Source organism: Enterococcus mundtii, from assembly GCF_002813755.1.
In the GTDB taxonomy this organism is placed as follows: domain Bacteria; phylum Bacillota; class Bacilli; order Lactobacillales; family Enterococcaceae; genus Enterococcus_B; species Enterococcus_B mundtii.
The window spans coordinates 148684-174208 of record NZ_CP018061.1 but is presented as its reverse complement, the minus strand read 5'-3'; the positions used below and the strand labels follow the sequence as shown (position 1 = coordinate 174208).

Genomic DNA, 25525 nt, shown 5'->3' with positions numbered 1-25525 from the left:
GATGAAAAAGAAAGGTGATTTAACTTATGGCAATTACAGTGAAAGATGTTGCAAAAAAAGCAGGCGTAGCGACATCTACTGTTTCTCGCGTGATCAACGACCATCCAAGTATTTCCGAAACAACGAAAAAGAAAGTACGAAAAATCATGGATGAACTAGGATATGTCCCCAATATCACAGCGAGAAATCTTGGTAAACGTGTATCAAGCGCTGTAGGTGTCATTCTTCCACCACTCGATTCCAAAGAGCGTCTTGGCAACCCGTTTTATTTAGAAATCATGGAAGCAATCAACGAAGAAGCACGACATCACGGTGTGACAACAGCTATTGCTACCGCAAAAAGTTTCGACGTCTTATTAGAGAACGTTCAGCGGATGCATTTACAAAAACAAGTTGATGGTTTTATCCTAGTCTACTCCGATAGTGACGATCCAGTCATCGATTATCTTTATGAACAACAGATTCCGTTCACACTGATCGGACAACCATACCATCATGAGAACGAAATCATCTACATTGATAACGACAATCAACTGTTAGGAAAGCAAGCCACCGAATTTTTGATCGATAATGGCCATAAAAATATTCTTTTCGTGACCAATACAACACATGAAAGTTTATACTTTGAACGCTATTTCGGTTATCAAAAAGCGATGATGTTAGCAGGACTGAACGCCCATCCAAGTGTGACCTTGGAACAGGCTGAAGATTACTTGGATTTTGACACGATCTTAAAAAAAGCTGAAGCGACAGCGCTAGTTGTTATCGATGATATTTTTGCTTTACGCACGATGCAACTCGCCCAAATGTATGGCTATATCATCCCGGAAACCCTTTCGATGATCAGCTTCAATAACTCGATTTTTTCTACATTGATGCATCCTTACTTAACAAGTATCGACATCGATATCTCTGAGTTAGGTCGAGTCGCGATGCAAAAATTACAAGAACTGATCCATGAAGAAGTTAGCAATGGTGTACGTTTAGTGATCCCCCATCGTTTGATCAAACGCGAAACGGTCGTTCCATTGAAAGAAGAATAGGGCATCCATTCCTAGGCAAATCAAACAAAAATAGCAAAGCATCTTGTCTTCGGACAAAAGATACTTTGCTATTTATTTTACTAGTAATCAACTGATCCACTAACGATAAGTCCACATTTGTATTTAACTAGAAATAAGCAAAAAAAGAAATCTCTTCTATTCTTTCTAAAAATCTCTTAAAATGTGGTTAAAGAGGCATGCATTAACATGCCCCATGTAGTCCGTTCAAAGCAGATAGCATCGATAGAGCATTAGAGCACGTCTACTTCGCCAAAAGTTGAGACGGCTCTATTTTTTGCTCTTGATTTTTTAAGAAAAACAACGAGCCCAGGATATGAGTTATCTTGCATCCCCTAGAACCGAATAAACGGTGTTCCAGAAGTAACTCCTTCAGAAATAAGCGTGAAACCCCAAAAATTTGAAGAACAATTTTCGGGGTTTCACGCTTATTTCTCGGAGCTGAACACTTCTGTCACAACCTCGTTGTTTTATATTCTCTAAGAGGGAGTCCCCCCACTATTCTTTTAAGTCTGCTTCAACTTCAGTCAACCAAGTTGCTTTCTTCACGCGATTGATGATCAGCGGAATAACGAACATCACGATTGCGATGACCGCAACAAGCAATGCATCCGCTAATGTTGAAGTTCCTAACGTTGAAACAACAACGGCGATAATTGCCAACATCAGCATACAGCTAACCAGCCACGCAAAGCCATTTCCTTTTTTACCGATTCGATAAGGACGAGGCAATTCTGGATGGCTATTTCTCATTTTCACTAAAGATATGGCGATCAAGAGATATACGATGCAATAAATCACTGTTGTTGCATTCGTCAATGTAAGAAAGACCGCACTTACATCATCCATGACGCCATAAAGTAACGCAAAGAGGGAAATAACTACTGATTGCGTCAATACCACATTTCTTGAAACACCATATTCATTTTCTTTATGGAAGCCAAATTTTGGTGGCAAGAATCCTTCACGTGCTACTTGGATGATCGTTTTAGAAGGTCCAGTTACCCAAGCAGACAATTGTAATAACACACCAATAAAGACCATAAAGCTGAAGATATTACCGATGATCGTTGGCAATCCTAAAATATCACAATAGATCAATACTGGTTGTGTGATGTTTGCCAATTCCATTCTTCCTTCTGGTACGACATTTGCAACAAACAAGGCATTGATGACATTCAATAAAACTAGTCCGATCAATGCAATAAAGACCCCTTTAGTATAGTTCTTCGTTGCATCTTTCAAACGAGGCATATACACTGAGCTCATTTCGATTCCCACAAAAATAAATGTGATCCCTGCCAAATATTTCAATGAATCACTGTGTTGTAGATCAGGCAATGCTTTCGACCATGAAAAATCCCCCAAATAGCCGTTTGAAACAAGTCCCACTTTGAAAAACGCTAATATCCCCAAAACAAACATGATCACCACAGGAATATAAACACCCAACCAAACACCAATATTCCCACCAACTTTCGCCATGTCAAACTTCAAGTTGAGCAAGGTGATGATCCAGTAAATGACCAAGATACACCCTAAAACGAAGTAGTGATTGTTGCCAAGAGCGGCGTTCCCAAACGTATTCCCTAACAATGGACCTAAGGTAGAAGCGACCATGACCATTCCTGGGAACATTTGCACCCAAAGCAACCATGCAACGACAAATCCCCATTTACTACCTAGAGCTGTTTTGACCCAAAGTTGCGGGCCTCCTTCTTGCGGCAGCATCGTTGATAATTCACCAGAAATCATTGAAATGGGTCCAGCAAAAAACAAGACGGCAAAAATCGTGTAAAAAATCAATGTCCAACCAACAGCTGACAATGTTGGGATACTACGAACAGTGGCACATAGCGCCATGGTCAAACCAATGAATGTCCCTAGCCCCATTTTACTTACTTGAGCTTTACTCAATTTTGACACTCTCCTTATTAAGAAATAAATAGGCGTGTCTTTGAAACTTTTCATTAACAGCAAATAAAAGCAAACGTATGGTCAACTTGTGCTTTGAGTATTTTTTGCTTGGATCATCAAGCTTCAAAGGCACTCCAACATGAAAGATTTGATAAGAGAAAGGAGGCTCATTCTTTATTCGTTTCGAACGAGAAATGAGCGCTCATTCTACTTGCTTTCTCTTCACTCATCATAATATTTACGTTTATTTTGTTTCGTTTGCCACTAACTGATCTGCATAGATTTTTTCTAATTTACTTTGAAGCGCTGCTTTGATTTTTTCTGCATATTCTTCAAAATGTTCTGCTTTATTCATATACGGCGTCATGACACTGGCACGTAAGACTGTGACTTTTCCAGCACGTTCCCATTCTTCCTCTGTAAATCCTAATTGTTTTACAAATTGAAGTGGGCTATTGCCATAATCTGGAATTGCAAAGTCTGTATGAGATGTCAAGAATTCATTGCCATAGATGCTTCCTTTGACATAAGAAGAATAGTCATACACATCATGGTTCAACTGATTCATCGCTACCAGATCGTCATTCCCTTTTTCTTTGAATACATAATCAACCATATTGAAATCTGGATAAGTCAATGGATGAACTTCGATTTCTTTATCGCCCACTTTGAAGGTTAAATTGTTCAAGAAGTGGAAGAAACGATGTGCGCCTTCAATCGATGCTCCCATCAATTTACCATAACCAGTCACATTAAGCGGTAGTACGTGATGCGCTGCCCAAACACTTGCGGCAGTTGCTCCGGCTTTTGATCCTTCCAAAATATAGGCACCAAGCAATGCTGGGATATCTGCTCCTTTTTCAAATACATAGGTTGCAAAGTAAGAGATCACATCACGCATACGAATGTCTTGGATCACGATACCTCCAGCAGAGTAAGGAACATAGCCCATTTTATGTGGATCAATCGTCACTGATTCTGCTTCTTCAATTGCTTGATATGCACGGTGTACTTCTTCTAAAAGATAATCTTTATTTTCTGTGAAGACATGATGTTTTGCGTGTACTTCTTTTAATTGATCAAATGGGATGAATTCATTGTTCTCATCAAGGAAGATCGCACGTCCGTAACCACCATAAGCTGCATCTACGTGTAGGTAGAAATAAATGCCTTCTTTTTCTAGCTTGCGACGTAATTCAACGATTTTATCGATTTCATCGATTGCCCCTTCTTCAGTAGAACCAACGACACCAACGACACCTAAAACCGGTGTTTGTTCAGCAGCCAATTCACGAATGATTGTTTCAAGTTCCTTGATGTCCATGCGGTAGTTGTGATCCACAGGCACTGGAATCACTTGATCTAGTCCGACACCAATGATGTCTGCTGCTTTCAACCATGAATAGTGTTTTGTTTGTGGGACTAACCATTTACCTAATTGTTGAAGATGTTTTCCACTGCGTGCAGAATGTGCTTTGATCTCATCGATTTTTTCTGGCACTTGATCTAACAGATCAATGATTTCCCGAGTTGAAAGATTCATCAATTCCCAATCTGTTTGACCTGAAACCAATTCAGGTGCCACTTCTTTCATTGCAAGTGGCAATGATTTGATGTTGCGCGCATACCAAAGACCTTCTAAATTTGCTAATGAGCCATCTGCAACGATATGGCCCCAGCCATTTTTGTACCCCATCAATGTAGCAAATTCCATTCCGACTTCTTCTTCCATTTGACTTGTTGCTGGAGAAGATTCATATGCGACGTTATTTCCATTCCATAGCATCGCAAAATTATAGGCTAATAATGATGGCATCAATGTTTCAGAGTTCATATGACCCCAATAACGACCTGCATTATGCCATGGGACAGAGTGTGTACGCATCCGCGTAGAGATTTCAGCTAACACGTCTTTTGTTTTATTGATCGTGTGCGCGAAGCTTTCACTGCTTTTTTCTTCCGGCGTAATGATCGGCATATCTTGTGGCATATAATTTTGACGCCATCCTAAGTGCTCGTCCACTAATTCATTTAACAAAGCTTTATAGATTTGGCCATTCTCTGCTTTGTCTCCAATGAATAGTGCATTCAAATTTAAATCATTTACCTTTGATTCCATTTAGAAACCCTCCTAAAATAATTTTTTAAATTTTGTCGAGGCTTAGATTACACCTGTTTTTTATTTCTGTAAATATCACTTTTCCTATTTTTCTCATTTCATTTTAATGCTTTTAATTGTTTGAATTGTTGGTACAATTGATAAAAATTAAAAAAAGGAGGGAATTTACAAATGTAAATTCTCTCCTCATGATTGTATTAACGACAACCGGCGTAACTATTAGGATAAGTTTCAAAAATTGGAATTTTGTAATGGAATAGACCTTTTACAAGGTAAAAAATTACTAAATTCTAATCAACTACTTTGGCCAAAAAGTAGCGTTTTTTCCCTTTTCTGATCACTACGAATTTACCATCAAATTCTGTAGCTGGATCAATGACAAAATTTAAATCGGTTACGCGATCACCGTTAATACTTATAGCTCCGTTCGACACATCTTCACGCGCTTGACGTTTTGATGGCTCGATTTTTGTGGAAACAAGTAGTTCCACGATATTTTCAGGGGTACTTGAAATCTCTACATTCGGCATGTTTCCAAAGCCTTGTTCGATTTCTGACGCATTTAGTTCTTTGATATTTCCAGAGAACAATGCAGCTGTGATTTTTTGCGCTTCTTGTAAGTCTTCTTCGCTGTGGACAAAACGTGTCACTTCTTCTGCCAAACGGCGTTGTGCTTCACGTTTTTCAGGTTCTGTCTCCACTTTTTTCGCTAATTCATTGATTTCTTCTTGTGATAAGAAAGTAAAGAATTTCAAGTATTTCACAACATCCCGATCATCTTGATTCAACCAGAATTGGTAGAATTCGTAAGGGGATGTTTTTTCAGGGTCTAGCCAGATTGCACCACCGGCAGTTTTTCCGAACTTTGTTCCATCTGCTTTTAGCATTAATGGGATCGTCAACCCAAAGGCTTCCGCTTCTGGTCCTTCCAATTTACGGATCAGATCTAAACCAGCAGTGATGTTTCCCCATTGGTCAGCTCCACCGATCTGTAATTGCACATCGTATGTTCTGTGTAAGTGCAAGAAGTCGATCGATTGCAAGATTTGGTAAGTAAATTCGGTAAATGAAATTCCGACTTCCAAACGACTTGCCACGATATCTTTCGCTAACATCGTATTGATGTTGAAGTTTTTTCCGTAGTCTCTTAAAAATTCTAATAAAGAAATATTTGATAACCAGTCATAGTTGTTCACAAATGTAATATTGGCATCTTTCCCAAAAAGTTTGCGCATTTGGTTCGATAATGCATCCACATTATGTTGGACTTGTTCCATCGTTTGTAAAACACGTTCGCTTGTCCGTCCACTTGGATCACCGATCGTTCCAGTTCCTCCACCAATCAGGATGTATGGATGATGCCCTGCTAATTGGAATCTTTTCATCATCATGAACGGGATCAAATGCCCAATATGCATCGAATCTCCTGTTGGATCGACACCACAGTAAAGCGAGATACTCTTTTCTTCAACAAGCTCGCGAAGTCTTTCTTCGTTGGTTTGTTGGTTAATGGCATCACGCCAAGTTAATTCATCAATAATATTCATAACATTTCCCTCCATATCTTTTTTTATGAAAGCAGGTCCCTGCCAGCATGTCATTTATTACCGGGCAGACAACAAAAAAATCCCTTGACAATCAAGTCAAGGGACGAAAATTCGCGGTACCACCCAAATTATATGTTTGTTTTCCAAACATATCTCTCTAACATTTAACGCTGTCGCGTGGCTTCATGCCATAGACTCCTAAAATGTAATTCGCGCTAAAGCATGTACTAGTTCACAGCAACCACTAGCTTTCTGAAACATTGGCTTTATCCACTACTTCGTTTTATTCATCGTCTAATTCCTTATTCATCTATCTCCTATCTTAGAACGCACTGTTTTTTTTGTCAACAAAAAAATTTTTCTTGATCATTCGAACGACAAAAAATAACATCGTTTTTTAATCTTGAACTAAGCGGAAATCGATTGAATTGAAGAAGCCTTTATTGATTCCATTGCTCAATCTGTTGAAAAATGTTCTTCTTATTGCACGCACCATTTTTTCTTTAATTACATAATTGTCGTTACGTTAATAACTCAAACAGCCTCTCATGCCCGCATCACAAATTCAATTGGCGTAGAAGTCCCTCCGATCATCAAGTCAGCCAATGTACAAGACACTCCAGGCATCTATCAAGCAACGATCGGCACGACCATCATGTCTTCAGTAGAAAAAGAGATCACAGTCACTATCGTCGATAAACTTGAAGACTGTCCGACTTATGGTATTTATCAATTAACTGCTGAGGATGCAACGGTTCCGGTGGGGCAAGTAGATGAAGCAGCTACCCTTCAAGCAACAAATGCGCAAGCGCTGACTTCTGGCGGCTCTCCAGTAGATGTTGTGATCAAGAAATCAAATGTAGTGAATGATACCCCTGGTACGTATCAAATCGTTTTAGGGATCAAAGAAGAACCAAAGATCCGTAAGACAGTCCAAGTCACAGTTACTAATGACGCAGGGAACGAGCAAGAAAATCTTTACTTTGTCGACGCATCGGATGCTACTGTCTCGATCGACCAATTGGACGAACAAACGTTGATCATCATGACTGATGCCAAGGCAACTGATATTTTAGGACATTCCTTGCCTGTAGAAATCAAACACTCCACAATCAAGTTTGAGCCAGGAAATTACACTGTTACATTCGGTCTCAAAGGAGACTCAAGTTTATTTACTAAAACTGTCAATCTTACCGTCACTTCGGATAACTACGTTCCTTCCAGATTCTTTTTGCAAGCATTCGATGCAACTGTCCAGTTAGGTCAAACGGATGACCTCTCACTGATCCAAGCAACCGGCGCAAATGCCGTGACTCTCCTTGGACAAAAGGCAAATGTTTACGTGAAGCATTCCTCGATTGAAGCAAACAAAACTGGCGAATTTGCCGTGACATTTGGCGTAACAGAAGATCCAAGAGTCGAAAAAACGGTAACAGTCTCAGTGGTTGATGAAATCAATCGTCCAGAATTGGGCGGTGGCATTGGGAATATCTAACAAACAACCACTTGTCTCACCTTAAACAGGATAAAGGACGGACCAAAAAATAATGGTTTTAAAAAAGGCGTCATCCACATAAGGTTAAAACCACTGTGGATGGCGCCTGATTTATCGAGGTTAGATCCTTCTATCCAACTTTTTTTATATTTCGTCGATTATTTCTAATAACGTAGTAAACAAGATGGCACTAGATGCCGCACCAGGATCAATATGTCCGATTGAACGTTCACCTAAATAAGAAGCACGTCCTTTTTTCGCGACTAATCCTGCTGTGTGTTCTTTTGCCTGCTCAATTACTTCTTTCGTAAGATTCCCTGCGGTTAGTGCTTCAGCTACAGGGAACCAAACATCTAACATGGTTTTATCTTCTTGTTCCGCTTTTCCTCTTGCTTGGATGCCGTTCGCTCCTTCACGGATGAACTCACCTAATTGTTCTTGTGAATCGATCTGCTCTACTCCTTTTGTTGCTTTCATCAAATTCATAAACGCAGAACCGTAAAGAGGACCCGAGGCGCCTCCTACTTTGGATATCATTGCCATAGAAAACATCTTGAAGGTATCACTGATAGTGTCAGGTGCCTCCTGTTGAAAAGCTGCTTCATAGGCTGTCACACCTCTTCCCATATTATTCCCATGATCCCCATCGCCAATGGGGGTATCTAAATCACTTAGGTACGCTTTTTTCTCTTTGATCTCTTCAGCAAAGCGGTTAAGCCAAGCTTGGATCTCTTTTACCGTCAACTTCATTTTTTCATCATCCTTTACCATGCAATCGTTTCTACGTGACTTGTTAAAGCTTCTTTCCAAGTGGTTTCTGTTAAGTCAACCATTGTTAATGATAGTCCCTGCATATCCAATGAAGTCATCAAATCACCGACTTTATGGAAAGTAACATCCACCTGTTCTTCATTCAACAACGTTAACACATCATTCATGAATACAAATTGTTCCATCAATGGTGTACCACCCATCCCATTCACTAAGACACCGACTTCTTTTGGTTTTTCAGTATATTCACTCAAAATTTTCGTGACTAACTCTTTCGCTAACAATTTAGAGGGTTGCAGTTTTTCTCGACGATAACCTGGTTCGCCATGAATCCCTACACCGTATTCGATTTCGTCTTCATTTAGGTCAAAGCCAGGCTTCCCTACTTCTGGGACAGTCGCAGCCCGTAATGCGACACCAATTGTTTTGGTCGCAGCAACCACTCGCTCTCCTAATTCCTTCAGTTGAGTCAAGCTCGCGCCATTTTTGGCAGCATCTCCTAAAATCTTATGGACAAGAATAGTCCCCGCTACGCCACGCTTCCCTGCCGTATACGTGCTGTTTTCTACCGCGATGTCATCATCGACCACTACTTCTTCGACGTCAATTTCATCCATAGCAGCTAACTCTTTTGCCATTTCAAAATTCAATATATCTCCAGTATAGTTTTTGATGATCAATAACACACCTTGTCCTTGGTCCGCTTCTTTGATCGCTAGTTGGATTTGATCAGGTGTCGGTGAGGTAAAAACATCCCCCAAAACTGCTGCACTTAACATACCATCTCCAACAAAACCTGCGTGAGCTGGTTCATGTCCACTACCACCTCCAGAAACTAACCCGACTTGTTCGTTCAACTGATTTTTCGCAATTACACGAGAATCTTCTACACGATGTACTAGCTCTGGATAACTCTTTACGATCCCTTCTAGCATTTCTTCTACGATATCCCCAGGTTCGTTCATGATTTTTTTCAATTTACATCCACCCTTTCTTCCCTGCTTGTCGTGCTTCTTCTATGATTTGTTCGATATTGTCGGTTGTCCCTGCTGTAATAGCAGCTGCAAAGGCTCCTTCTACTAAGGGGGCATCCACCAAGTAGTAGTTTTTTTGTTGGGCTTCCTCCAATAAATCTTTTGCCAATTCTGAATTCATCACTGCGCTACCAAGATCAGCAAAGACAAAATAAGCAGCTGAATCGGCTGATTGATTGACGGCATCAACGATCTTCATCGGATCAGAACCGAGTTCTCCCTCTTCGATTCCGCCAAGTGATAATACTTCTACGTCATCGGTTTGTTGCATTTGTTCAATCATCTCTTTGATGCCGTCTGTGACCTTCTTACTATGAGAAAGCAATAAGATACTTTTCTTCAACGAATTCCCCTCCTTCAGTTTAGCACCCTTTTTGTAAGGGTTTTCTTTATACTGTATTAAGTATATATCAACTCCTATGGGTAATGGAAATAATGCGATATAATGAACGATAGTTTTTTTATTTATGTGAAGATAAAGATAGGACTAAAAAGAGATATTTGCTATACTTTCCTTAAAGAAAGGAGTGATCAAAATGATCATTACAACAACAAATAGCGTAGAACATCAAGTCATTGAGTCTTATGAGGGAATTGTTTTTGGTGAAGTCATTACGGGAATCAACGTCTTAAAAGATTTAGGTGCAGGGATTCGTAACGTTTTTGGCGGACGCTCAAAAAGTTATGAAGGGGAATTATTGACAGCAAGAGAAGAAGCATTAGCTGAAATGGCGCAACGCGCAGAAGCACTTGGCGCAAATGCGATCATCGGGATGAAGATGGATTATGAAGTCTTAGGTTCAGATAATGGGATGTTGATGGTCACTTGTAGCGGGACGGCTGTTCGATTGGTTTAATAAAATCAAAACAAATAAACGAGTGAAGACCCGCCAAATTTCTAGAGCCTCCACTCGTTTATTACTCACACACGCTTCACAATGACTGGACTTGTCCAATCACCTCATTCGCCTCAACCAGCGGTCTTTTTTCAATGGTTAGACTTTCAACTTTCTCACTATTTGTAAATACAACGATCATATCTGTTTGTTTGCCTGCTTTTTCTAGCATCGCTAAGTCAACAACTGCCAATAATTGACCTCGTTCCACTCGTTGTGCTTGTTTGACATAAAGAGTGAAGGGTTCTCCTTGTAAATCAACCGTGTTGATTCCCATATGCACCAACACTTCAAGCCCATTATCTGTTTCGATCCCCAGTGCATGTTTCGTTGGAAATATACTAGTGATCGTTCCATTGATTGGTGCAAATATTTCTTTTGCTTCCGGCAGGACTGCATAGCCATCACCCATCATTTTTTCTGCAAAAACAGGATCGCCGACTTCAGTGATCGGAATGATTTTACCGAGCGCCGGTGCATAGAGTTCAAATGTTTCCTTACTTGTCTTTGAAGCAGAAACCGGCACATCTTGGTGAGAAATTGATTGAGCGGTCTCTTGCGCTACCTTACTACCTTGTTGGAGTTTCGTCATTTCGTCTGCTACAAATTGGACCTGTGTGCCTACAATGACTTGAATATTTGTTTGATCAATTACTTTTACCCCTGGGACACCAGTTTGTTTAATCGCTTCTTGATTTACTTTTGCTGTGTCTTTTACCTGCAGACGCAAGCGTGTCGTACAATTGTCGATTGCTTTTACATTTTCTTTTCCACCTAGTGCATCATAGATCACCGCAGCTAGTTGGCTAAATTCATTAGTTCCCGTAGCAATATCAGGTGTCTCTTCGCCAATTTCTGTTTCTCTTCCTGGTGTCATCAAATTGAACTTGTTGATGGCAAAGCGGAAGCCAAAATAATAGATAGCTGCAAAAAATACTCCTTGAACGAGCAACATCAATGGTTGATTGGCGACTGGATTCTGCAACGACAAAAAGTAATCCACAAAACCAGCGCTAAAAGCAAAACCAGCTGTCCAATGGAAAAAGGCACTGATTGCTAATGAAATTCCTGTAAAAATGGCATGGATAACATACAACGGCCACGCCACAAACATAAATGAAAATTCTAATGGTTCAGTCACACCTGTAAAGAACGCAGCAAAACCGGCTGCTAGCATCAAAGAAGCGACTTGTTTTTTCTTTTCTGGACGTGCACTTTGATAAATAGCAAAGGCCCCAGCAGGTAAACCGAACATCATGACTGGGAAAAACCCAGCTTGATACATACCGGTTTGCCCAATTATTGCTTTTCCACTATCTAACGCTTGTTGTCCAGCTAAAAAGTTTCCAATATCATTGATACCTGCCACATCGAACCAAAAAACAGAATTCAGTGCATGATGTAAGCCTGTTGGAATCAATAAACGATTGAAGAAACCGTATAGTCCTGCACCGACAAACCCTAATTGAGAAATCCCCTTCCCAAAGGAAACCAGTACATCATAAACAGTTGGCCAAATAAATAATAATATCGCAGAAATAACCAACATGCTCAAGGCAGACATGATCGGAACTAAGCGTTTCCCACTAAAAAATGATAAGGCCATAGGTAATTTCACTTGGCTAAACCGATTATACATCGCAGCAGCGACTAATCCTGCCACGATTCCAACAAATACATTGTTATCCATTGTATTGAAAGCCGGATTGACTTCAGTGAGATCTCCCAGATGCAATAATCCTTGTACTGAATCCGCAGATAAAACGGTTTGAGGGATCAAGTAAGCGACCAATCCTGCCAAAGCAGCTGATCCATCTTTGTCTTTTGACATTCCCAATGCCAAACCCACCGCAAACAATAAGGCAAGATGGTTAAGAATCGCTAGCCCCGCATTCATTAAGAAGGTCGTTCCCGCATTACTGATGCCTACTCCTACGAACCAATTCGCAAGACCAACCAGTAAAGAAGCCGCTGGTAAGACTGCTACTGGCAACATCAATGAGCGACCCATTCGTTGCATATATGCTTTCATTCTTTCCACTCCTATTTTCTCTCCGCTCGTGAAAGAGCGTTTATCGTTATTTTTGTAAATTTTCTAGAAAATATCTAAAAACAATAAAACGAGTATACCATTTATCCAAAAAAATAGGAAGCATTGATTGAATACATTCAAAAAACCAGTAAAAACAACGAAAACGAACGAAAAAATCTATTATCCGACTATTTATTTTTCAAAATAAATATAGACCAATAATCAATCCGTTGTTTTCAAACAACAAAAAAGAGTTTGAGATGTCACTCTCAAACTCTTTTTTGATACACAGCACCGACAAAAACAACCAGCAAGCACAAGCTACCGATCACTGACAAATAAATTGACCGACGATCGGTCGTTTTTGGTAATGTCTTCGTGGGTTGTTCTGCCACTACTTTTGTTTCTGTTTCAGTAACTGTCCCCGCTTCTACCGACCGTTTTCCGGCGGAATGTAAGGTCGACTTGATTCTTTCGATACTGGCAGACAAATCTGCTTTTCTTGCTTCGAAATCGGCCATTGCCGCTTGAGCTTCTGCTGCTTTTTCATGGATTTCCGTACGAGCTGCTTGAATATCCGCTTGTGTCTGATCCACTGACGAAACAGTAGACGTTGCTAAATCTTGCAATTCCGTTTGTACTTCGGTTGCCCGTTGGGTCGCAGTTGCTATTTTTTGTTTTGCTAATTCGGCTTTTTCTCGCTCTTCAGCTATTTTCTCAGCTAACTCATCGCGATCACTCGCTGCTTGATTTGCTAAGTCGTTCACTGTTTGATCGATTTCCCTTTGTTTTTCGATAAGTTGTTGTTTCGCTTGTTCCAACGTATCTTCCACTTCTTTACGTTGTTGCTCCAACTTCTCCCAGCGAGTCGAATCTGATGGATCAGTTTCGTTAAGAGGTGTATGTGACGACTCTAGTGGCTCCTGACTCTCCTGGATCTGTGACTCACTGGTTTCTGATGCTGGTTGACTTGAATCTGCCCGGACTGTCTGACAAAGAAAGAAACTGCTGGCGATCAGTGCAGCAAAAAGTACTTTTTTCATTTTGTGCATCTCTGCCATCCCCTTTCATTTTCACTAGTTGTTCATTATAGAAAAAAACTGAGGAATCGCCTATAAACAATTGACGTATTCTGTCTAGTTGTATCGATGAAAGGTTGGAGTTTTGTCATTCGTCAGCTCCTATCCTTCAAAAAAATAGCCTAAAAAAGCGCCAAGTTCTAAAAATAGAAAAACGATCATCCAAGCTTACTACTTCCCTTACAAAGCTCGTCGGTCACACCCTCAAGTCCTACCCTTGAGGATAGCATAATTCATCTGGTCTGACGGCTTGGTACAGAGAAAAAGCGCCATCTAAATTTTTCACAGTGAATCCCGCTTGTTTCAAGATTCTTTCTGCTAAGTAGCTACGTAATCCACTATGACAACTGACGATATATTCTTGTTCTTTATCCAATTCGTCCAATCGTTGACGCAATTCAGATAAAGGGATATGGCTAGCTTTTGGGAAATAACCTTTTTGCAATTCTTCCTTATTCCGAACATCAAGCAATTGTTTCCCATGTGCTAATTCTTCTGGCAATTCATGCCACTGTATCATCTCACTCAATCCTTCGATGACATTCATCGCAATATAACCTAGCATATTTACTGGATCTTTCGCTGAACCAAAAGGCGGTGCATAAGTCAGTTCTAACTCTGGCAGGTCGAAGACTGTCAAATGCCCTTTAATGGCTGTCGCAAGAATATCGATTCGTTTATCTACTCCTTTTTGACCGATTCCTTGAGCTCCATAGATTTCCCCAGTTTCCGGATGGAAGATCAATTTCAACAACAAGTCCGTTGCACCAGGGTAATAGCCAGCATGATCTTTACCTGAAGCATGGAGGACTTGAAAAGATAAACCTGCTTTTTTTGCTTGTCGTTCTGTGATACCTGTGGAGGCAGCTGTCTGACCAAATGCTCGAACAATAGCCGTTCCAAGGCTGCCTTGATTCAGGCGTGGCCGCCCAGCCATGTTATCAGCAGCTTGTCGTCCTTGTCGATTCGCAGGTGAAGCTAAAGAAATCAATGCAGGTTCCTTCGTGATTTGATGTTTCACGACAATCGCATCTCCTACTGCAAAGATTGCCGGATCACTCGTTTGATAATGCTCATCCACAACGATACCGCCACGTAATCCCAACGTTAAACCTGCCATCTCAGCTAAACGACTATCTGGTTGGACCCCCACCGAAAGAATCGTCAAATCTGACTCTAACATTTCGCCATTTTCTAGACGAAGCATGTTTCCTTGTTCTTCAAAACTAGTAACGGCACAATCGGTTAAAACTTGAACATCATTATTTTCTAATTCTTTTTGTATAAAAGAAGCCATCTCTTCATCCAACGTCGGTACGACTTGCGGAGTCCGTTCGACAATCGTTACATCCAGTCCACGTTTTTTTAGATTTTCTGCTACTTCGATCCCAATAAAACCGGCGCCAATAACTACCGCTTTACGAGGTTGTTCCTCTAATTTTCCCATGATAGCGTCAACATCTGGAACATTTCTCACAGTAAATACATTTTTTGCCTCAGACAAGCCTGTGATCTCAGGTATAAAGGGTTTAGCTCCTGGAGAAAGCAAAAGGGCATCATACGTTTCTTTGCGGGATTCCCCTCCATGAGAAACTTCCACTTCTTTTGTTTCTGGAAAAATCGCTGTGACTTCATGCTCCACTCGAACGTCCAAACGAAAGCGTGCAGCTAAACTTTCAGGTGTTTGGATCAAGAGCTTTTCTCTTTCATCGATCTCACCAGAAAGATAGTAAGGGAGGCCACAATTAGCAAAAGAAACATTGGGCCCTTTTTCAAAAACAATGATTTCTGCATCTTCTTGCAGTCGTCTTAAACGAGTGGCCGCAGACATCCCTCCAGCAACACCGCCAATTATCACAAATTTCATTTTTTATCTTCCTCCAATCTTTTCCCCAAACCATTGATTCATCCCGCCACGGATATTGATCGCCTGATAACCAAGATTTTTTAATTCTTTCGTTGCTTGCTTACTACGCATTCCTGACTGACAAATAACGTATACTGGTGCTTGTTTATCCCCATTATACGTACTAATACGGTGTAAAGGAATATTTTCCGCTTGCTTAATATGCCCGCCTCGGTATTCAGCTGGTGTTCTAACATCGATCAATTGGATGTTTTCTTTTAATTTATCTTGCAAATCCTTTACTGTTATTGATTGACTAAGTTGAAATAATCCCATGTTCATTCTCTCCTCTTTTTTTAGAAAAATATACCTACTGGGGTATATTCAACACGATAAATGTGATTATGTCAACCATTAAAACTTTTAATTTCAAAAAGTTGCAGTTTTCATTTGCAAATAATACCTATATAGGGTATTATTTGCAAAAAAAGAGTGGGAGGTTCTATGATGACTATTGACAACAAAACAATTCTAAATCGCTTGAGACGTACAGAAGGACAAATTCGTGGTATCCAAAAAATGATTGACGAGGAAAAAGAGTGCATGGATATCATTACGCAATTAAGCGCTGTTCGTTCGAGTATTGATCGTGTCATGGGGATGATCGTTGCCGAAAATTTAAAAAACTGCTTGGAGCATCCAGAAAACAGTGTGGAGGAACAAGCAAAAAAAATGGAACAAGCCATCAATATGATCATCAAAAAATAAACACAGACCTTAAAAAATCAATACCACAAGTGTCTGGAACAATAACCCTCTTGCACCACCTAAAACCAAATCAACGGCTGGAACAAAAGTAACCTCTTCAAAAAATAAGGCGTCATCCACAAAAAATTAAAAAACAATTTTCGTGGATGACGCCTTATTTCTTATAGCTCAATGTTTCGGTAATTTATCACCACTAAGTTACGTATATTTCTCTTCTACAATTGCTTGGATCGTATCGAGTACAGCCTCTGTATTATTTGATCCTATAATCGTCGTAGCTGCTTCTTTGATCTTGGGCTGTCCATTTTCCATAGCAAAACTGTGCTTGATCTGTTGGATCATTTCAAAGTCATTCCCGCTATCGCCAAATGTAGCAATCTCATCATCACTGATCCCCCATTTTTTGCCTAACAATCGTAACCCGTTTAATTTGTGAACACCAGGGATGATCAAATCGATATCTCCATGACCACTAGAGACCGGTATCAATCCCTCTCCTAAAGAATTTTTTAAGGCTGTTAGTTTTTCTACCGCTTCTTGCTCATCGAAGGATAAAGCAAACTTGAAAATTGTTTCTTCTCCCTTAGCTAACGTATACAGGTCATCTACCTTCTCAAGCTTAGGGTAGTAAAAACTTGCACGTTCAAACAACTCCTTAGAAACCGTATTAGAGACATAGGCACTCTGTTTCCCACATAAGATCAAGTTCATTGGCGCTAACTCTTCCAATACATCTAATGTCTGAACGATTTTTTCAGGACGTAATTCTGCATTGTACACATGGTCTTCACCAATTAAAATATTTGCCCCATTTTCTGCTACGAATGCTATACTTTTATAAAGATCAGGGAAGAATGAACGCAACTGGAAATATTGATTTCCACTTGCTACAACAAACTTTATTCCTTTTTCCTGTAGTAAGTCAAAAAGTTTCTTAAAGCGTTCCTCATTGTATTTCTTTTGATCATTCAAAAATGTACCATCCATATCTACAGCGATCATTTTGATTGTCATTCCATTACCACCTTTCAAAAGAAAGTATACCTACTGGAACGCGTCCCAAGTCAAGAGAAAAGGAGGAAAATCCCATCGTTACGATTCGAGAGATCGCAAAAATGTCAGGAGTATCCAAATCTACCGTTTCCAGAGTGATAAATAACGATCGTTACGTGTCCGATGCTTTACGAAAAAAAGTCCAATCCGTTATTGAAGAGACAAACTATGTGGTGAACGGAAATGCTGTAAAATTGAGTAAAGGAGAAACCTATACTTTAGGTGTTACCTTGCCTAACAACAGTTCTTGTTATAATCAATTGGTGGACAGTATCTTGTATCAGGCAAAAAGTAAAGGGTATCAAGTATTATTACTCCCTACTTACTATGAAAAGGAGACGGAGAGTCACTATTACACACTATTAGAGCAAAAAATGATCGACGGTCTTATTCTAACGTCACGAACAAAAAATGATGAGCTACTTGAACCTCTTCGCTTCAAAGGAAAAATCGTTTCAACTGAAAAGATGGACAATGACGACCTTGCCATGATTTATCCAGATCGAAAAAAAGCGTATGATCAATTGTTCCTTACCCTGCATGCTCGTGGTATTTCCAGGGTCATCTTTACCACTAAACGCAGTGCCTCACAAAGCCAGACCACAAAAAACAAATTAACTGCTTATGAAACGTATTTTGGAAAGGCGATTGAAGGAAAAAACTATTTCACTGGTATCGAAACCTATGCAGATGGCTATGCGTTCGCAATAGAGATTACAACTCACGCCTCTATTCCAGAGGTAATCTATGTCAATGGCGATGATACAGCAGCCGGTGTAATTTCAGGAATGAAACAGGCAGGATTCATTCATAAAAAAGATTTCACTGTCATAGGTGAAGGAAATCTACCATATAGTGAGATATTAGCCTTTTCGACTATTGATTTCTCCCCTAAAAAAATCGGCGCCTCCGCAGTAGATTTTCTCTTATCCCAGAGTGACAGGATCGTGCAAGCAGAAGATCCAGTAATTATTTGGCGATAATGTGAAGTAGCTCCTTCAGAAATAAGCGTGAGACCTCAAAAATTCCAAGAGGAATTTTCTGGGTTTCACGCTTATTTCTCAGAGCTGAACACTTAGGTCACAGCTTTTCTGTATATTAAAATCTAATCCATACTAGAATACATGATAATTATCACAAGAATAGGACAAAAGAGATGTTCTACTAGACAAACAGTCGCTGATCATGTGTATTAAAAACTATGTCGAACCTTTTCCCTTGATAGAGAAATAGCTGTAAGATTGACTGGCTATTTTTCACTCAGATAGATCAATCCGCGCGGAATAGGATCTTTCTTCGTTAACCCTATCCGTTCTCTATAAAAAGAAAAGCTATCTCTCTTGATCATTTCAATGATTTTCTCTTCATTCATTTCTAATTTCAACGATTCGATACATTCCGCCATTTCGTAAAGTATCTGTAGCTGTGCATCGATCCCTAACAACTCTTGTAATTGCTCAAACACAGGTCCGTCCTTTTGAGAGACGACCTCTAAAAAACGATGATGAAGTTCTTTGTAAAAAGAAGCTAAAAGTGGATAGTTGATGGAAAAACAGTTTTCCATAAATTCTCTATAATGTTTTAAGTATTCTTCACTAGATTGAATATTCGATAAATTCATAAATTACCTCTCCTTCTGATGATTGATAGTAAAACCTAAAATATGTACATATGACTGATTGAATCGACCTTATTTTTTGTGAACTACCTGTTTCTCGAATAGATTATAATAAAATCATATAGTCTTCTCTGTGTAATTTCAACTTCACATATTGCCTAACTCCTTGAAATATTTACTCTTGAATCATTGCTACGTCTATGCTTCGGCATATTACCAGCTATTTTTTTTGCATTCAGTTGATTTTTTTTATCTTAAACCAAAAAAAAATCAATCTCAGCCAGTTTTGACTTCGATTGATTTTCGATAAATTCTTCACTTAAATTGCAACGGTACTCTTCTCATTCGCTGTTACAACAATAAGATACACCAAACTACCTAGCGCTTCAGTAGTTTACGATACTCCAAAGCATATAAAACAAAGGACTGAGCCAAACTGTAGGTAATGATTGCAAATATCACCATGACCCATCCTTCAGGAATCGCCGGGAAAAGTAACAGCAGGATCATCCCTACATAAATCACAGCTGTCGCCCATTTACCATACCACTTTGCTCCATCTAATTTGACCTGTTTACGCAAAGCAACGATCCCAGCAATCAGCATAAATGCTTCTTTCACAATAAATAAAGCTAAAACGAGCCAGATATACGGACGTTCCCATGCCATGGAGATGATCAAGACCAATTGGGTCAACTTATCACCGATTGGATCAAGAACTTTTCCAAGTTCTGTGATCTGATTGAATCTTCGGGCGATGTATCCATCTAAAAAGTCTGTGACTCCTGAAAAGAGGATGATCGATCCAGCCAGATAGAAAGCTTGCTTACTCATAAAATACAAATAAAAAGGCAATAAAAGAATTCTTATAATCGATAGTAGATTCGGAATCGTGCGAATTTCTTTTCGCCAATCAGATGCTCCATTCATTACTTAACAACTCCCAAAATGTCATTTCATCTATTTTACCGTACTTTCCACGTGGAACCAATCAATTGTCGGTTTTTTAGCGCAATCTTTTTCCAACACTTCATACATCATTGAGAATCTGTTATTGTTCTTTTTCATGATTTTCATTTCGTGCAGCCTGACGCTGACGGGTTTCTTTTAATAATTTTTTGTGGGCTTTTTTTGAACCTCGTTCGATATCTCGTTCCCATTTTCTCGTTTTAAAATCTGTAAATAGCTGATCGATCTCATAGCCTACAGGATAAAGTTCTTCTGCTCTCATTTTTAAAAGGACACGCTGTCGAAGGACCGTTTCTTTTTGGTTATCGACAAAAATCACGATCGTCTCTTCGCCAGTGTCTTCAAAGACTAATGCTTCTTTTTTGTATTGGGTGGCATATACCCGATCCCCTTTTGAAAATAAAACCTTTTCTTCGTTCTTGACTTCTTGCGTCTTCACTTGTTGTTTGAATAAGCGTTTTTCCCTTGAATAGTCTTTCGTAGAAAGATACTGCTGAGCTTGTTGGATCAAGTCCTCTGACATTTGCATTTTTTTAGCGATCCACAATGCTTGGCTTTCCCCTGTTTTTCCTACCTGTAATTGATACTTTGGTTGTAAGGCTTCTCGGTCAAAAGCCATTGCTGCCGGCACAAAATCTTCATGTCGTTCCGCAAACTCTTTGATTTCGCCGTAATGGGTCGTTGCAACCATCAGCGCACCTTTCTCATACATTGCAGACATGATGGCAATTGCTAAAGCTGCCCCTTCCGTTGGCTCTGTTCCACTACCGATCTCATCAAGTAAAACTAGGGTATTTCTACCCACTTTATTCAAAATCTGTGCGATATTTTGCATATGCCCAGAAAAAGTACTCAATGCATTCGCTAAATCTTGTTGATCGCCGACATCGACAAAAACTTCGTCTAATACGGCAAGCTCTGTCCCATCTTTTGCTGGTACTTGCAGACCAAACATTGCCATCAACGTCAGCAATCCGACTGTTTTCAAAACAACTGTTTTCCCACCAGCATTTGCACCTGTGATCACTAATCCACGATATTCTGCACCCAAATCAAAATCTAAGGGAACAGCTTTTTCTGATAACAGTGGATGTCTCGCTTGTTTCAGATGGATGCGTTCTGATTTATTGATGATAGGTGTGATGCCATTGATCTCTCTACTGTATTTCCCACGTGCGAAAATAATATCGAAAACGGTGACCGTTTCGATGATTTGATCGATTGCCTGTTCATTTTCAGCTAATGCCCCAGTCAAACTTGCTAGAATCTGATATTCTTCAGCAATTTCCTCTGCTTTCAATAATTGATGTTGTGCGCTTGCTTTAGCGACTGCTGTTGGTTCGATGAATACCGTCGTACCTTTATTCGACTGTTCAATGATCGTTCCGGCTACTTTATTTTTATAACTCGCTTTGATCGGGATCGTTGCGTGTTCCCCTTTTTGAACGATCATCGCTTCTTGGATCATTTCTTTATTCCCAGAATGTCGCAAGAATTTTAGCAAACGATCTTGGATTTCTTTTTCTACCGTTTGGATTTGTTTTCGTACTTTACGTAGATTTTTTGATGCTTCATCTGCGACTTGTTGGTTCTTGATTTGTTCATAAACTAAGTCCTCTACTGATTGAAGATCCGGTAGATTTTTACTGTACGCATACAGTAATGGCGTTTGATATTGGTTTTTTTCAAAGAAGCGAGTGATCATTCGACTGCTTCTTAAAAAATCAGCGTATTCAATCAATTCAGCAGGGGTTAAGATCAAGCCTTTTTTCACTTGGTCAGTTAATGCCACAATTCGTGTCAGCCCCATAAACGGCACGTGCTGGCTACTTTCTAAAATCGTACGGGCTTCTTTCGTTTCTGTTTGTCTTGTTTCTACGGTCTGAAGATTTGTCGGGATTGACATTTCTGCCAGACGTTCTTTCGTGTGATCTCCGATTGCTCGGGCAATCACTTCTTTTCTGATTTGTTCAAATTGTAATTGTTTGATTGTATGATTCATATTCTCTCCTTTTCTTGAAGAGATACCTGTCCCCAAAATAAATAAAGACCTAAAATAGAATAAAAGGGCAGGACACAGCTAAAATAAGACATGTCCTCCCCTTGATTTGATTACAAGAAATGTTTCAGACAGGTACCATCTATAAGCACACCAAATAAGCCTACTGCTTTATTGGTTATTCAACTTACTCGATTAGATACCTACTACACTCATCAAAATACCTCGTTCATCTAGGTTTTATTTATTTTTCTTTTTTACTATAGCAAGCGGTTGCCAGAATGTCAAACAGATACTGAACTAGTCTGAATGGTATTATTTTAATAATATTTCAAAATTGTCACGTTTTTCGATTTTCAAACACTGTATCAATCGGCGATAATTGGATATATCAAGAAACATAAAAGGATGGATATGATGAAAAAATTAATTGGAGCAATCGCTCTCTTATTGTTATTGTTTGGTGGCTACAAAGGTTATCAATATTATGATCAGACCTACAATAGCCAAGTTGCCTACGCAAAAGTACCAGAAGCAGTGCCACCATTGACTGATACAGTGGATGATAGCGGTGAAAAAGTTCGGGGGTTGAAGTCGTATGACTATGACTTTACATTTGTGACTAAAGATGGCAAAACGATCAAGTTAGGTTACACGATCTCCTCAGAACATCCAACACCCCTTGAGCCAAATAGTTATGTCAAAGCAGAGGTAAGTCAAAAACGAGTGACCTCTGGTCCAACGACGATCGATGAAAACCAAGTTCCAGAAGATGTTTTAACTAAGTTGAAATAAGTAGCTTCTACTTCTAGTAAATGAAAAAAGCCAAACGCAATCTAAGAGTAGGACATTAAACCTCACCACCCAAAATCGAATAAACGGCGAGAATATAAGGAACCGCTTCGGAAAATAAGGCGCCATCCACAAAAATTTGAAAAACAATTTTCGTGGATGGCGCCTTATTTCTCGAGATTATAAGCTTCTGTCCCGACCTTTTCGCAGTTGGCTTTTTATGTATAAATAACTATTTCAGCGTCGTTTGCGAACGGCGATCGGCGTATCCCCAAAATATTCTCGATATTTTTTGTAAAAATGTGTCTTATTGGAAAAACCTACACTGGCCGCAATCTCCTCAATCGAGAAACGGGTAGATAAAATTAGATCCTGTGCTTCATGTAAGCGTTGATTCGTAATCAATTGTTTGAAGGATTTGCCTGTCTGTTGCTTGATCAAATTAGACAGATAATTGGGATTATACCCTAACTCATCTGCCAATGTTTTTAGGTTCAATGTTCGATAGTCACTTTCGATCCGTTGCAGAATTTTAATCATCAAGTTGCTTTGTCCATCTTTTTTGTATATTTTTGCTAATTGCGAGTGATAGACTCTAGAAAGCTGTAAAAATAACACTTGTGAAAAAGCGTTCATGATTTCATTTCCCAGATGTTTTTTTGAAAAATATTCGAGGATCATCTGATCCAACGTGACTTGGATCTCTGGTTCTTTAGCTAAGTGTAACAAAAGATGTGTTTCATTATAGCCGGGTTCTAAAATGGCATTCATCAAAAAATTATACGTCAACCCCCCACTACGATTATCGATTTTTTTCAGAAGATTGATATTGATATCATTTGTTTTGAATAAGAAATTCAGTAAAATATCTTTTTCACCCAAAGGCATCAGCTCATGGCGACTGTTTGTATCTAAAAGTAATAATTGTCCTTCTTTCAAAGTGATTGGCAGACCGTTGACGATCTGTTCTGAAGTACCGCAATACATATAATTGAATTCTAAAAAATGGTGGGAATGTAGTGGATAATGAGCGAAGCGTCGATGTTGGCGAATCAAAATATTATTTTCTTGAAAAAGATGGTGATCGTCTAATTTGAATTGCTGGTCTTGTTCGTCTAAGTTTTCTCCTTCAAATTCCTTGATCCATTGCCCCGTCTTTCGCTGTTCTAACTCTTCTGCTGTGAATGGCATAAAAATTTTTTGCACATACGGATTCATGCTCCTCCCCCTCTATATGTAAATTTGACACCAATATAGTAACATACTGACATTGTTGTGAAAAGGGTTACAAGATATGATGAGTGCAACAAATACATCTTCATCTGGAGGAACAAGCTATGAGAAAGACTTGGTTGATGAAACTGTCGCTGTTATCCATTTCCTTAGTTTTAACGTCAAATACTGCTATCGCATCCGCTTTACCGATGATGTTAGGCTACTTCAATGATCAATCGGCTTCATCCGTCGAACTACTGATGACCATTCCTCAACTAACTGTTGTGATTTTTATTGCTTTGAGTAGTTTGATTGCCAAAGCCATCGGACAGAAACAAACTGTCTTACTTGGGTTGTTGCTTGCTGGAGTTGCTGGCGTGTTACCTGTCTTCACTGCCAACTTCTATTTATTGATGATCTCCCGCGCAGCATTAGGTGCTGGCTTTGGTCTCTTCAACTCGTTGGCAGTCAGTATGATCAGCGAATTTTTTGAAGGCGAAGAAGCTGCCACATTGATTGGCTTCCAATCCGCCTTTCAAGGTTTAGGAGCTGCAGTCATGACCTTCACTGCCGGACGTCTCCTCACTTTTGGCTGGCAAAAGGCGTTCTTAGTTTACTTGATCACCATTCCGATCATCTTCTTATTTATGGCTTTCGTCCCTGAACCACCCCAGAAAAAAGAAAACTTCGCTTCTAAAAAAGCAACATCAGAAAAAGGAACACTCCGTCCGACCACTCTCATGTATGGCATTTTGATCTTCTTTCTCTGTATTTTCTACATGATCGTTGTCGTTAAGCTTTCGACCTTCATCGTGACTGAAAATCTAGGAACAGAATCAGATGCCGGAACGGTTCTTTCTTTTATGCAGATTGCTAACATGGTTGCTGGTTTCTTATTCGGGTTGATTTACAAAGGATTGAAACGATGGACGTTGCCTATTTCTTTTTTCATCATGGCAGCAAGCTTATTCCTCATCTTGACAGCCAATCATTTATTTATGATAGGTGTTGGGGCTGCACTGAACGGTATCGCCTTTGCTCTGTTCGTTCCTTACATCTTCAATGATGCTACTCGTTCAGTTCCGCAAGCAGCAAAAGCAAGTACCACTTCCTTTATTCTCGTTCTAGCAAATATCGGTAACTTTGTTTCACCCTATGGACATCGACTTTTAGAAAGATTCGGTATCGGTTCTGATGCTTTACAAAATATTTTTATCAATGGCTGCATTTTGATGACCGTTTTAGGTATTCTTTTTCTTCTCCTTACTTTTAAAAAGAAGCCACACTCAAATGAAGTCTAGTTTTCATTGATTC

At 39.6% G+C, this 25525-nt stretch carries 22 protein-coding genes and 1 other annotated feature; of the genes, 7 read left to right on the top strand and 15 right to left on the bottom strand.

The window, feature by feature from the left end; all coding sequences use genetic code 11:
* The first annotated feature begins 26 nt into the window (after positions 1-26).
* A complete protein-coding gene (locus EM4838_RS00850) occupies positions 27-1043 on the top strand; it encodes a LacI family DNA-binding transcriptional regulator (RefSeq protein WP_023519060.1) in 1017 nt (338 codons plus the stop codon).
* Between the two features lie 516 nt (positions 1044-1559).
* Here EM4838_RS00850 and tyrP read toward each other — a convergent pair.
* The 3 genes from tyrP to tyrS all read right to left on the bottom strand — a co-directional run bounded on the left by tyrP (position 1560) and on the right by tyrS (position 6644).
* Positions 1560-2978, bottom strand: coding sequence for a tyrosine-tyramine antiporter (gene tyrP / locus EM4838_RS00845; RefSeq protein WP_062805731.1), 1419 nt, complete (start codon positions 2976-2978; stop codon positions 1560-1562).
* A gap of 244 nt (positions 2979-3222) precedes the next feature.
* Entirely contained in the window at positions 3223-5097 is a 1875-nt protein-coding gene (tdc, locus tag EM4838_RS00840) for a tyrosine decarboxylase (protein WP_010736392.1), read from the bottom strand.
* 290 nt (positions 5098-5387) lie between these two features.
* Entirely contained in the window at positions 5388-6644 is a 1257-nt protein-coding gene (tyrS, locus tag EM4838_RS00835; protein WP_010736393.1) for a tyrosine--tRNA ligase, read from the bottom strand.
* A 96-nt stretch (positions 6645-6740) separates the two neighbouring features.
* Positions 6741-6944: a binding site (T-box leader), on the bottom strand.
* 355 nt (positions 6945-7299) lie between these two features.
* On the opposite strand from tyrS, the gene EM4838_RS00830 reads away from it, so the two are divergent.
* Positions 7300-8139 carry a hypothetical protein gene (locus EM4838_RS00830; RefSeq protein ID WP_071866597.1) on the top strand — a complete coding sequence of 280 codons (840 nt, stop codon included), beginning with the start codon at positions 7300-7302 and terminating at the stop codon, positions 8137-8139.
* A gap of 144 nt (positions 8140-8283) precedes the next feature.
* On the opposite strand, the gene dhaL is transcribed toward EM4838_RS00830, so the two are convergent.
* From dhaL to dhaM, 3 genes are read right to left on the bottom strand one after another with little or no spacing between them, the layout of a single operon-like run.
* The gene (dhaL, locus tag EM4838_RS00825) at positions 8284-8889 is read right to left on the bottom strand and encodes a dihydroxyacetone kinase subunit DhaL (RefSeq protein WP_010736395.1); all 606 of its coding nucleotides are present in this window, start codon (positions 8887-8889) and stop codon (positions 8284-8286) included.
* A gap of 14 nt (positions 8890-8903) precedes the next feature.
* On the bottom strand, positions 8904-9887 hold the full coding sequence (dhaK, locus tag EM4838_RS00820) for a dihydroxyacetone kinase subunit DhaK (protein ID WP_010736396.1): 984 nt from the start codon (positions 9885-9887) through the stop codon (positions 8904-8906).
* A gap of 1 nt (position 9888) precedes the next feature.
* Positions 9889-10287, bottom strand: coding sequence for a dihydroxyacetone kinase phosphoryl donor subunit DhaM (gene dhaM / locus EM4838_RS00815; RefSeq protein WP_010736397.1), 399 nt, complete (start codon positions 10285-10287; stop codon positions 9889-9891).
* Positions 10288-10480: 193 nt separating this feature from the next.
* On the opposite strand from dhaM, the gene EM4838_RS00810 reads away from it, so the two are divergent.
* Entirely contained in the window at positions 10481-10801 is a 321-nt protein-coding gene (locus EM4838_RS00810) for a heavy metal-binding domain-containing protein (RefSeq protein ID WP_010736398.1), read from the top strand.
* Positions 10802-10877: 76 nt separating this feature from the next.
* Here the strand turns inward: EM4838_RS00810 and nagE are convergent, their stop codons facing one another.
* From nagE to EM4838_RS00790, 4 genes are all read right to left on the bottom strand, one after another.
* Positions 10878-12872: an N-acetylglucosamine-specific PTS transporter subunit IIBC gene (gene nagE, locus EM4838_RS00805; protein ID WP_023519057.1), complete on the bottom strand. Its 1995-nt coding sequence runs from the start codon at positions 12870-12872 to the stop codon at positions 10878-10880.
* 269 nt (positions 12873-13141) lie between these two features.
* Positions 13142-13924: a hypothetical protein gene (locus EM4838_RS00800; RefSeq protein ID WP_071866596.1), complete on the bottom strand. Its 783-nt coding sequence runs from the start codon at positions 13922-13924 to the stop codon at positions 13142-13144.
* A gap of 238 nt (positions 13925-14162) precedes the next feature.
* Positions 14163-15818 (bottom strand): FAD-dependent oxidoreductase, encoded by a 1656-nt coding sequence (locus EM4838_RS00795; protein ID WP_071866595.1) that lies wholly within the window; start codon positions 15816-15818, stop codon positions 14163-14165.
* Between the two features lie 3 nt (positions 15819-15821).
* The gene (locus EM4838_RS00790) at positions 15822-16139 is read right to left on the bottom strand and encodes a rhodanese-like domain-containing protein (protein WP_176285325.1); all 318 of its coding nucleotides are present in this window, start codon (positions 16137-16139) and stop codon (positions 15822-15824) included.
* Between the two features lie 165 nt (positions 16140-16304).
* Here EM4838_RS00790 and EM4838_RS00785 point away from each other — a divergent pair, with 165 nt between their 5' ends.
* On the top strand, positions 16305-16565 hold the full coding sequence (locus EM4838_RS00785; protein ID WP_010736403.1) for a metal-sensitive transcriptional regulator: 261 nt from the start codon (positions 16305-16307) through the stop codon (positions 16563-16565).
* 198 nt (positions 16566-16763) lie between these two features.
* On the opposite strand, the gene EM4838_RS00780 is transcribed toward EM4838_RS00785, so the two are convergent.
* Entirely contained in the window at positions 16764-17579 is an 816-nt protein-coding gene (locus tag EM4838_RS00780) for a Cof-type HAD-IIB family hydrolase (RefSeq protein ID WP_071866594.1), read from the bottom strand.
* A gap of 74 nt (positions 17580-17653) precedes the next feature.
* Between EM4838_RS00780 and EM4838_RS00775 the strand changes: the two genes are divergently transcribed.
* The gene (locus tag EM4838_RS00775; RefSeq protein ID WP_071866608.1) at positions 17654-18601 is read left to right on the top strand and encodes a LacI family DNA-binding transcriptional regulator; all 948 of its coding nucleotides are present in this window, start codon (positions 17654-17656) and stop codon (positions 18599-18601) included.
* Positions 18602-18867: 266 nt separating this feature from the next.
* On the opposite strand, the gene EM4838_RS00770 is transcribed toward EM4838_RS00775, so the two are convergent.
* The 3 genes from EM4838_RS00770 to EM4838_RS00760 form a co-directional block, all read right to left on the bottom strand.
* Entirely contained in the window at positions 18868-19239 is a 372-nt protein-coding gene (locus EM4838_RS00770) for a DUF7006 family protein (RefSeq protein WP_019723867.1), read from the bottom strand.
* A 375-nt stretch (positions 19240-19614) separates the two neighbouring features.
* Positions 19615-20166, bottom strand: a complete 552-nt coding sequence (locus EM4838_RS00765; RefSeq protein ID WP_019723866.1) for a CDP-alcohol phosphatidyltransferase family protein — start codon at positions 20164-20166, stop codon at positions 19615-19617.
* Between the two features lie 121 nt (positions 20167-20287).
* Positions 20288-22207 carry an endonuclease MutS2 gene (locus EM4838_RS00760; protein WP_071866593.1) on the bottom strand — a complete coding sequence of 640 codons (1920 nt, stop codon included), beginning with the start codon at positions 22205-22207 and terminating at the stop codon, positions 20288-20290.
* A 414-nt stretch (positions 22208-22621) separates the two neighbouring features.
* Here EM4838_RS00760 and EM4838_RS00755 point away from each other — a divergent pair, with 414 nt between their 5' ends.
* The gene (locus tag EM4838_RS00755) at positions 22622-22999 is read left to right on the top strand and encodes a DUF1093 domain-containing protein (protein ID WP_071866592.1); all 378 of its coding nucleotides are present in this window, start codon (positions 22622-22624) and stop codon (positions 22997-22999) included.
* A 234-nt stretch (positions 23000-23233) separates the two neighbouring features.
* Here EM4838_RS00755 and EM4838_RS00750 read toward each other — a convergent pair whose 3' ends face one another.
* Positions 23234-24214 (bottom strand): AraC family transcriptional regulator, encoded by a 981-nt coding sequence (locus EM4838_RS00750; protein WP_071866591.1) that lies wholly within the window; start codon positions 24212-24214, stop codon positions 23234-23236.
* A 119-nt stretch (positions 24215-24333) separates the two neighbouring features.
* Between EM4838_RS00750 and EM4838_RS00745 the strand changes: the two genes are divergently transcribed.
* Entirely contained in the window at positions 24334-25512 is a 1179-nt protein-coding gene (locus EM4838_RS00745; RefSeq protein WP_081367416.1) for an MFS transporter, read from the top strand.
* Positions 25513-25525 lie beyond the last annotated feature (13 nt).